The following is a 10,293-nucleotide window of genomic DNA, read 5'->3' as shown; positions in this document are numbered from 1 at the left end:
CCGGTGGCGCTCGCGGTGGCGGTCCGCGCCGCGGACTTCGCCGACCTGGCGGGGCACGGGCTGTTCGGCGGGCTCTCCTTCCGGGCCTACCTGCGGCGGGTGGCCGTCCAGCTCCGGGCGCTGGGCGGGCACGGTTTCGAGGTCCACCTGCGGATGCTGGACCCGGCGGACTACGAGGAGTACTGCGCGGCGCTCGGCTTCGACCCGGGGGACGCGGCGGCCCGGGTCGCCTACGCGGCCGATCCCGAGCTGGCCGGGGAGCCGTTCGTCTACGCCGGGCAGCGGCTGGCGGTGCTGCTGCCGGAGCTGGCCGGGGACCACCGGGCCAGGGTGCGGATCTCCATCGCGACGGCGGCGCTGCTGACCGCGGCGGGGGAGGGGCCGCCGGGGGACCGGCGGCTGGTGGAGGCGATGCGGCACGCGATCGAGGTCCGCGCGGCGGTGGCGGCGGGCGCCGGTGACGGGTTCCACCTGCTGACCCTGCACTGCCACGGCCCCGAGGACGGCGAGGAGCTGACCTCGGCGACCGATCTCCTGGTGGAGCGGGGCCGGTCCGCGGCGGGCGGACGGGACGACGAGGCGTTCTGCGTCACGCTGGCGGCGGGGCTGGCCGCCGGCGGGGCCGGGGCGATGGTGCTGCACGGGGATCCGGCGGCGCCCGGCGGCCGGGCGGTGCGGGGCTGGGCGCTGCGCGGTGGGCGGCTGCGTCCGATGACGGTCCGGGAGGTGCTGGACGAGCTGGCCGACGACGTCGGCCGCGGCCTGCCCTTCCCGCCGGCCGCCGTCCCGCTGCCGGGCTTCCCCCTCCCGGCGCCGCCCTCGCCGCAGGACGGGGGTGGGCCCTTGGACTGACGCGGACCGACCGGGGCTGACCAGGGCGTTCGGGCCCCGGTGTCCACCAAGCGGCGCTGGGGACTGTTCATCGACCGCCTGTTCGGGGAAGATTTCGGGGAAGATCAACAGTGGGAACGTCCGGTGCCCCACGCCGCCGTTCCCGCCCGCTCGGCCCCGAACCGCGCACCGAGAACGTCCCCGTGAACGTCCCCGCGCACTGTCGGCCCGGCGAGCCCGACACCGAGAGGGGGGACGCATGAGCCGGATCGAGTTCAGCGCGGAGATCGCCGAACTGCTCGGCCGGGTGCGTCGGCGTCCCACCGCGGGGTGGCCGTGGCGGCCGGACGAGCAGGTGCCCCCCGGGCTGCCGGTCAAGCAGTCGTGGGGGTGGCTGTTCGCCCCCGACGGACGGGTGCTGACGCTGGTCAACCCCAAGGACGGCATCGTCTCGCTGCCCGGCGGTTCGCTGGAGCCGGAGGACGCCGGCGACCCCGGTCGCGCGCTGGCCCGGGAGGCGGGCGAGGAGGCGCAGGCGCTGATCGGCCCGGCGTACTACCTCGGCTACCTTTACGACCGGGTCGGGTCGGCCAACGGCGGGAACGAGTGCGCCCGGGTCCGGATGGCCGCCGCGCTGGGGGCGGTCGGCCCGAGCGCGCCGGACCCGGCCTCGGGGCGGCACTACCGGCGGCTGCTGGTGGCGCCGGGCCTCGCGGTCGAGCTGCTGGGCTGGGGTGCCCCCGGCCTGCGCCAGGCCCGGGCGGCGGTGACGACCGCCGTCCGGTGGCTCGGCGTGCCCGCGGCGGCCAACGAGACGATCGAGGAGCTGCCGGTCGACGGCTGCGAGGTCTTCCCCGGGGTGACCCCGGGCGGGTGACCACCCCCGGGGTCGGGTCCGCGCCCGGGACCGCGCGCGTCCGCGTCCGGTCCCTCCGGTCCCCCCGGGCGACCGGCCGTCAGCGCCCCACGCCCGCCGGCGCCCCGCCGCCGTCTCCCGCCCACCTGACGCCTCGTTCGGGTGATGACCACCCGGGTGATGCCCCGTCCGGTCACTACCGGCGCCCGCCCGGTCGCCGGTAGTGAGAAAAGGGCGTGTTCTCCCCTCGTTGTCAGACTGCTCGTCAATTGACTTGGCATGACAACTTCACACGTTAGCTACCGCCTGGTATCAAATTGCGTGACACACGTCACTACCAGGAGACCACATGTCGCGCCCTGCCCGAGTCATGTCCGTCGCCGTCACCGCGGCCCTCGTTTCCCTGACCACGCTGGCCTCCGCCGGCTCGGCCCACGCCGCCGGTGTCAACTACGTCGCCCTGGGCGACTCGTACTCCGCCGGCGTCGGTGCCGGCAGCTACACGAGCGAGAGCGGGAGCTGCAAGCGCAGCACCAACGCGTACGCGTACCTGTGGAAGAACGCGCACGCGCCGTCGTCCTTCAAGTTCGTCGCCTGTTCCGGAGCGAGAACCGGAGACGTGCTCAACAGTCAGATCTCCGCGTTGAGTTCGACCACCACGCTGGTCAGCATCAGCATCGGCGGCAACGACGCGGGCTTCGCGAGCACGATGCAGACGTGTGTCCTGGACACCGAGAGCGCCTGCCTCAACGCCGTCGCCACCGCGAAGAACTACGCCACCGCCACGCTGCCCGGCCAGCTCGACAAGGTCTACGCGGCGATCCGCGCCAAGGCGCCGAACGCCCGCGTCGTCGTGCTCGGCTACCCGCACATGTACAAGGTCGGGGGCAGCTGCATCCTCGGCATCGGGGACACCAAGCGGGCCGCCATCAACGGCGCCGCCGACACGCTCGACGACGTCGTCGCCAAGCGCGCGGCCAACGCGGGCTTCGCCTTCGGTGACGTCCGCTCGATCTTCCGCGAGCACGAGATCTGCGGCTCCAGCACCACCTGGCTGAACAGCACCACCCTGCCGGTCGACGAGAGCTACCACCCCAAGGCCGCCGGCCAGTCGGGGGGCTACCTCCCGGTCTTCTCCGCCCAGGTCTGAGCGGATCCGCCCGGGCCCCGGCGCGGCCCCGGTCCGAGCGGATCCGCCCGGGCCCGAGCGCGGCTCAGGCCCTGACCGGGTCCGGGCCCGGGCCCGCCGGTCCCTCACAGGGGGAGGGACCGGCGGGCTCGTCCACGGTCAGTGGCGTTCCAGCGCGACCACCGGCAGCACCCGCCGGGTGTGCCGCTGGTAGTCCCCGTACCCGGGCGCGGCCCGGACGACGGCCGCGAAGAGCCGGTCCCGCCGCTCGCCCCCGGCCGGGACGGCGGTCGCGTCGAACACCTCCTCGCCGAGCTCCACCCGCACCGCCGGGCGGGCGACCAGGTTGCGGTACCACTGCGGGTCCTCGGCCGCCCCGGCCGCCGAGGCGACGATCAGCAGCAGGCCCTCGGCCCGTACGAATCCGAGCGGGACGGTGTGCTCCCGGCCGGTCCGCGTGCCGGTGGTGGTCAGCAGCAGGAGGTCCCCGCCCTCGAAGGGTCCGCCGACCCTCCCACCGTTGGCGCGAAACTCCTCGATGACGGACTGATTGAACGACGAATTCGACATGGGCATACGTCTGTACGCATCTCCGGAGAAGGAAGAGCGGCCACCGCGCCTCGGCCGTGGCCGCGGGGATCGGGTCAGGAAAGGGGAGCGGAGCAGGTACTCGTCACGCGTCGTCCCTCGGTGTCGGGTGCCGGCTCGGCTGCCGGCCGGCCCACTTCTCCGTGGCCGGCGCCGCGCTGCACGGGCCCCATCCCAACACCCCGCCCGCGACCTGTCAACGAGCGCCGGCCGACGCGACGGGCGCCACTGGAAGGCTGACGGGGGCAACGGTCGCGCCGCCGGCCCCGTACGGGACCGGCGGCGCAGGACGGTGCATGGCAGTACTGGCCGCACGCGCCAGTACGTGGCAGCACGTGCCAGTGCGTGGCGGCGCGCGGTGGTGCGGCGCGGCGTCAGCGCAGGTACGACGCCAGGCCCGCGGGCTTGAGGCCGGCGATCTCGGCGGCGGCCAGGGCGCGCTGGAGGTCACCGGCCAGGGTGTCGGTCCAGTGCATCAGCACGACGTCCCCGGGGGACAGGGTGCCCTCGTGCCAGATGTTGGAGGCGCCCCAGCTGAAGTCCGCGTCGGCGGTGAGCACGGTGCGCATGCCGCAGTTGGCGGCGGCCTGCAGGGTGTCGGTGTTCCAGGCGAAGTACGGCGGGCGGAACACGGTCGGCGCGGTGCCGAACTGGCGGGTCAGCGAGTCCCGGGCGTCGCAGATCTCCACCTGCTGCTCGGCGGGCGAGAGCTTGGTGAGGTCCGGGTGGGAGACGCTGTGGTTCTGCACGGAGGATCCGGGCACCGCGGTGACCCGCTGGAAGTAGCCGGGGTTGTTGGCGGCGGCCATCGGCAGCGGGAAGGCGGTGATCGGCAGCTGGTGGTCGGCGATGAACCGCTCCGCCTCCGGGGTGGTCTGCCAGCCGTCGTCGACGGTGAAGAAGACCACCTTGTCGCTGGTCGGCACCGAGGCGGCGGCGGTCGCCGGGGCGGGGGCCGGGCCGTCCACCCGGACGTCGTCGACCGCGAACGGGCCCTGCTGGTACCAGCCGTGGACGGTGAGGCGGACGGTGGTCGCGGTGGCGCCGGCGGTGAAGCGGGTGGTGAGCTTCTGCCAGCCGCCGTGGGTGTCCTCGGTCCAGTCGGGGGCGGTCGGACGGTCGGTGCCGTCGGTGGCGCCGAGGAAGACGAACGTCCCGCGGACCCAGGCGGAGGCGGTGTAGGTGGCACCGGGCTGGACCGAGACGGTCTGCGTGCACGCGCCGGTGGAGTCGTCGCCCGCCGGGGTGACGGCCAGGGCGGAGGTGCCCGAGTGCGGGGCGACGGCGGTGACGGAGGCCTCGGCGGGCCCGCCGGAACAGCGCCAGCCGGGCACGCTGCCCCAGTCGGCGAGCGAGGAGGCGGGGATCTCGAACCCGGGGTTGGTGGCCAGGTTGACGGCGGGAGCGGCGGCGCCCCCACCGGAAGCGGACGCGGACGAGGGCGAGGCCGAGGACGAGGACACGGATGCGGACTCGGACGCCGCCGCGGCGGGCCCGGCGAGACCGGCCACCAGCAGCGCGGCGGTCGCGGCGAGCGCGGACAGGCGTGCGGGCATGCGCGAGGAGATGGACACGTGGGGACTCCTGCGTGGGGACGCGGCCGTTGGGGCGGACGCGCGGTGAAGGGGAGGTGGGGGTGTGCGTGGGGGTGCTCCCGGAGGGGGCGGGAGCCGTCGGCGTGCCGCACTCTGACCGGACCAAAACAATGGACTGGACCACTCCGATCGTCAAGGAGTGACGGCCGGGTCGGCGCCACCGGCCGCGCCGAAAGCGGGACGAGACGGTCCGTCAGGGGGCGTAGAGCTCCTCGATGTCCGCCGCGTAGTACTCCGCGACCGCCGCCCGCCGCACCTTCAGCGAGGGTGTCATCAGCCCCTGCTCCACGCCGAACTCCCGGGGCAGCAGCCGGAACGCGCGGATCGACTCGGCCCGCGAGACGGCGGTGTTGGCCGCCGCCACGGCCCGCTGGATCTCGGCGTGGAGCTCCTCGTCGGTGAGCACCGCCCACGGGTCCGCCTGCCCGCGCCCGCGCCGTTTCAGCCAGTGCGCCAGCGCCGCCGGGTCGAGGGTGATCAGCGCGGCCACGTACGGGCGGTCGTCGCCCACCACCAGGCACTGCGAGACCAGCGGGTGCGTCTCGATCCGCAGCTCCAGGGCGGCCGGGGCGAGGTTCTTGCCGCTGCTGGTGACGATGAGGTCCTTCTTGCGGCCGGTGATGGTCAGGTAGCCGTCCTCGTCCAGGCTGCCGAGGTCGCCGGTGCCGAACCAGCCGTCGAACAGCGACTCCTCGGTGCAGCGCGGGTGGTTGAGGTAGCCGCCGAAGACGCCGGGGCCGCGCACCCACACCTCGCCGTCGTCGGCGATCGCCACCGTGGCGCCGGGCACCGGCCGGCCGACCGTACCGGCCTTCGCCCGCCCGGGCGGGTTGCCGGTGATCGCGGCCGAGGTCTCGGTGAGCCCGTAGCCCGTGTACAGCTGGAAGCCGATCCCGGTGAAGAAGAGGCCGAGGCCGCGCTCCAGCGTCGAGCCCCCGCACATCAGCGCCCGCAGCCGGCCGCCGAACACGGCGCGCAGCCGCTGGTAGACGGTCCGCTCGTAGGCGAGGTGGCGCAGCCGCAGTGCGGCGCCGGGGCCGGGGCCGCGCCCGAACACCCGCAGCTCGCGGGCGGTGGCCCAGTCCACGGCCACCTGCCGGGCCTGGTCGAACACTTCGCCGCGCCCGGCCTCCTCGGCGGAGCGGCGGGCCTGCTGGAACACCTTGTCGAGCACGTACGGGACGACGAGCAGGAAGGTCGGGCGCAGCGTGGCGAGCGCGGGCAGCAGGGCGTCGGTGGACACCTCGGAGACGTGGCCGAGCCGGAAGCCGCCGCGCACCGCCGCGATCTGCACCATCCGCCCGTAGACGTGCGCCAGCGGCAGGAACAGCACGGTGGAGGGCTGGTGGCCGCCGGTGTCGCGCAGCGCCTCGCCCCAGCAGTCGAGCAGCGCGTCGGCGGCGGTGGCCAGGGCGCCGTGGGTGATCGGACAGCCCTTGGGACGCCCGGTGGTGCCGGAGGTGTAGACGACGGTGGCGACGGTGTCGGCGGTGACACCGAGCCGCTGGCGGTGGACGAGGGAGTCGGGGACCCCGTGCCCGTCCTCGACGATCGCGGCGACGCAGCCCCGGTCCAGCTGCCAGATGCCGGTCAGGTCGGGTAACGCGTCGCAGACCGCGCCGACGGTCATCGCGTGGTCCTCGTCCTCCACCAGGCAGGCCGTCGCCTGGGTCTCGGCGAGGATCCAGCGGACCTGCTCGGGTGCGGCGGTGGGGTAGACGGGCACGGAGATCGCGCCGATCGACCAGAGTGCGTAGTCGAACAGCGTCCACTCGTAGCGGGTGCGGGACATCAGCGCGACCCGGTCGCCGTAGCGCACGCCCCGGGTGAGCAGGCCCTTGGCGAGGGCGAGCACCTCGTCGCGGAAGCCGGCCGCGGTGACGTCCTGCCAGCCGCTTCCGGCGGCGTCCTGCCACCGGCCCCCGGTCGGGTCCTGACGCCCGCTCCCGTCGGCGCGGTGCCGGCCGTGCTGCCGGGGGGCGGCAACGTCGGGGCGGGTCAACTGGACCAGGCCGGGTGAGCGTTCGGCGGTGTCGTAGAGCGAGTCGGCCAGTCCGCCGGCGGCCGGCGGTCCGGCCGGGGCGGGGGTGGTGAACTCGCGCACGATCCCCCCGATCAGTCCTGCAGGTGGAGCGAAACTATCGGATGGCGTGCCGACTGCCCAGGGTTGTGACCGTGACGCGACGAGATCGGCACCGGGTCGTGCGCAAAGTGCCGTGGAACGGCCGTCCGCCGCCGGTCAGCGGCCTGGAGGCGGCCCGGAGGCGGGAGGGAGGGCGGCACCGGGACGGCGCGGGGACGGCACGGCGACGGCGCCGAACCGGTGATCTTGGTGCCGATCCGGACACGATCCGGTCCGGGGCGAAGAGAGGCCGGGTTCGACCCTCGAACGAGTGGTCAGGGCGTAGTAGAGTCTCGCAGACCCGCGGCCGGGTCTCCCGGCCAGGCCTGCGGAACCACCCCCGGACCGGCACCTGGTCCGTACCAGCCCGCCCGTCGTCCGCGCCCGACCACGCCCCCACCGACCCCGCCGCCCGCACCCCGTCCGCGCCTGGCACTTCCCGACCGAGGACTCCATGCGTCTGCGCAGCAGCTCGATCCGCGCGAAGATCATCGCGCTGCTCCTGGTGCCCATCGTCGCCCTCGCCGCCCTCTGGGCGTACGCGACGCTCACCACCGCCGGGGACGTCTGGAGCCGGCTGGACCTCAGCAGGACGTACAAGGAGTTCGGCACCCCGGTCGACCAGTACGCACACGACCTGCAGAACGAGCGCCGGGCCGCCGTCAAGCGGCTGGCCGACCCGGCCTCGCGCGCCGCCCGGGACGCCCTCGAACAGGCCCAGGCCGTCACCGACCGGGACCTCGCCGTGCTGCGGCAGAAGAAGGACACCGGCAGCGGCCGGCTCGACGAGGCCCAGCGCGGCCGCCTGCTGCAGATCCTCGCCGCCGCCGACCAGCTCCCCCCGCTGCGCGCCCAGGTCGGCCGCGCCGCGCTCAACTGGGAGTTCGCGCTCGCCCAGTACACCGACCTGGTCAAGCCCACCTTCGGCTTCCGGTCCGCCTTCGTCGCCCGCCAGAGCGGCCAGCTCCCGCGGCAGGGAACCATCCTGACCGAGCTGGTGCGCGCCCGCGAGTACCTCTCCCAGGAGGACGCGGCCATGGAGGGCCTGCGCACCGCGCCCGGCCGCCCGACCGCCGAGCAGTACCAGGTGGCGCTCGACGCCCTGCACAACCAGCAGGCCCTGTTCACGGTCTACATCGCCGAACTGGACCCGGTCGACCAGGCCGACTACATCGCCCTGCGCGGCGGCGAGGCCTGGGCCTCGCTCGCCCGGGCGGAGGCGGACTTCGTCGGCGCGGGCGGCCCCGAACGCGTCGTCCAGGCGATCAACGGCAGCGACTGGCGGCGGACCGCCGACCACGCGCTCGGCGACCTCGCGGCGATCAACACCCGGCTGGCCGGCACCATCGACGACCGCGACCACTCGTACGCGGTCGGACTGCTCTGGCGCGGTGGCATCGCCGGTGTGATCGGCCTGGTCGCCGTGGTGCTCTCGGTCCTGATCTCCTACCGGATCGGCCGCGGCCTGGTCCGCGAGCTGATCGGCCTGCGCAACGCCGCCAACGAGCTGGCCGGCACCCGGCTGCCGTCGGTGATGCTGCGGCTGCGCAAGGGCGAGGCGGTGGACGTCGTCACCGAGGCCCCCGAGCTGGAGTTCGGCCCGGCCGAGATCGGTCAGGTCGGACGGGCGATCAACGCCGTGCAGCGGGCCGCCGTCGAGGCCGCCGTCGAACAGGCCGAGCTGCGGCGCGGCGTCTCCGCGGTCTTCGTCAACCTGGCGCGGCGCAGCCAGGTGCTGCTGCACCGCCAGCTGACCCTGCTCGACACCATGGAGCGGCGCACCGAGGACCCGGCGGAGCTGGAGGACCTCTTCAAGGTCGACCACCTCACCACCCGCATGCGTCGGCACGCCGAGGGCCTGATCATCCTGGCCGGCGGCTCGCCGGGCCGGGCCTGGCGCAAGCCGGTGCGGATGGTGGACGTGGTGCGCGCGGCGGTCGGCGAGGTCGAGGACTACGCCCGGGTGATCGTCCGGCCGTTCCCCGGCACCGGGCTGCTCGGCAGCGCGGTCGCGGACGTCACCCACCTGGTCGCCGAACTGGTCGAGAACGCGGCGGTCTACTCCCCGCCGGCCACCCAGGTCACCGTCCAGGGCGAGGTGGTGGCGCACGGCTTCGCGCTGGAGATCGACGACCGGGGGCTCGGGCTGAGCGAGCAGGCCCTCGCCGGGATCAACGAACGCCTCGCCGTGGAGCAGGAGTTCGACCTCGCCGACACCGACCGGCTGGGACTCTTCGTGGTCAGCCGGCTGGCCCGGCGGCACGGCATCCGGGTGCACCTGCGGCCCTCGCCGTACGGGGGGACCACGGCGGTGGTGCTGATACCGCGCGAGCTGCTGGCGGAGGCCCCGGACGGGCTGCCGGAGCCGCCCGGCGCGGGCGCGGCTGCGGCCGGGGGACGACGGGCGGCGGCGGGCCGGCGCGACCTCGTCGCGGTGCCCGGGCCCGGCGGGCCGAACGGCGCGAGCCCGGCGAACGGCGGGGCCCGGACGAACGGTGCGAGCCGGGCGAACGGGGCGAGCCCGGTGAACGGCGCCGACGGGGAGGGCGGACGGCACCGGAGCAGCGGGGGGCCGCGCCCCTCGGCGCCCGAACCCGCGCGCACGCCCGGCGGACTGCCGCGCCGGTCGCGGGGCACCGGCGGGCCGGTGCTCGTCCCGGCGCCGGGCGGCGAGCCCACCGGACCGGGCACCGGCCGGCACCGGCGTGCCGAGGAGCGTGGCGGCGATCCCTCGGGCGCCGAGGAGCGGGGCGCGACCGTGGCGGACGCCGCGGCCGGGGCCCCCGCGCCCACCGTTGCGCCGGGTGACGCCGCGCCGCGTGCCGGGGCGCCGTCCGAGGCCGTCTCCCCGGGCGGCCTGCCGCGCCGCGTCCGGCAGGCGAGCCTCGCCCCGCAGTTGCGCGAGCGGGCGGCGGAGACCGCTGCCGCCGCCCCGGCCGGTACCGGCCCGGACGGCGCCGAGGCGGCCCGTGAGCGTTCGCCCGAGGAGGCCCGGGCCACCTTCGCCTCGTTCCAGCGCGGCTTCACCCGTGGCCGTGGCGCCACCGGTGCCCCGGCCGCTCCCGCACCCCCGCCGCGGCCGGCGCCGTCGCCGCGGCCCGTGCCCGGCTGGCAGCCGCCGGACCCCGGGTTCTGTTATATATGCCTGGCGCCCGCCGCGTCGTCGGTGTAT

General features: G+C 75.3%; 6 protein-coding genes and 1 pseudogene. 4 read left to right on the top strand and 3 right to left on the bottom strand.

Annotation, left to right across the window (positions count from 1 at the left end; all coding sequences use genetic code 11):
* The 3 genes from ACFXAM_RS35185 to ACFXAM_RS35175 form a co-directional block, all read left to right on the top strand.
* Positions 1-852 (top strand): hypothetical protein (locus ACFXAM_RS35185; RefSeq protein WP_380297576.1); only part of this gene is annotated, 852 nt, incomplete at its 5' end.
* Between the two features lie 238 nt (positions 853-1,090).
* Positions 1,091-1,708 (top strand): hypothetical protein, encoded by a 618-nt coding sequence (locus ACFXAM_RS35180; RefSeq protein ID WP_380297574.1) that lies wholly within the window; start codon positions 1,091-1,093, stop codon positions 1,706-1,708.
* Positions 1,709-2,036: 328 nt separating this feature from the next.
* Positions 2,037-2,837 carry an SGNH/GDSL hydrolase family protein gene (locus ACFXAM_RS35175; protein WP_380297572.1) on the top strand — a complete coding sequence of 267 codons (801 nt, stop codon included), beginning with the start codon at positions 2,037-2,039 and terminating at the stop codon, positions 2,835-2,837.
* A 144-nt stretch (positions 2,838-2,981) separates the two neighbouring features.
* Here the strand turns inward: ACFXAM_RS35175 and ACFXAM_RS35170 are convergent.
* The 3 genes and pseudogenes from ACFXAM_RS35170 to ACFXAM_RS35160 form a co-directional block, all read right to left on the bottom strand.
* Positions 2,982-3,392: pseudogene (locus ACFXAM_RS35170) on the bottom strand (nitroreductase/quinone reductase family protein); the annotation flags it as partial.
* Between the two features lie 386 nt (positions 3,393-3,778).
* Entirely contained in the window at positions 3,779-4,978 is a 1,200-nt protein-coding gene (locus tag ACFXAM_RS35165; protein ID WP_380297570.1) for a polysaccharide deacetylase family protein, read from the bottom strand.
* Positions 4,979-5,192: 214 nt separating this feature from the next.
* Positions 5,193-7,103, bottom strand: a complete 1,911-nt coding sequence (locus ACFXAM_RS35160) for an AMP-dependent synthetase/ligase (protein ID WP_380297568.1) — start codon at positions 7,101-7,103, stop codon at positions 5,193-5,195.
* A gap of 472 nt (positions 7,104-7,575) precedes the next feature.
* Between ACFXAM_RS35160 and ACFXAM_RS35155 the strand changes: the two genes are divergently transcribed.
* The coding region (locus ACFXAM_RS35155; protein WP_380297566.1) for a nitrate- and nitrite sensing domain-containing protein at positions 7,576-10,293 on the top strand (2,718 nt) is incomplete at its 3' end.

It is taken from the genome of Kitasatospora sp. NPDC059462 (assembly GCF_042749955.1).
Taxonomy (GTDB): domain Bacteria; phylum Actinomycetota; class Actinomycetes; order Streptomycetales; family Streptomycetaceae; genus Kitasatospora.
Note: the sequence above shows the minus strand (reverse complement) of the source record. Positions and strands in the feature narration are given on the sequence as shown.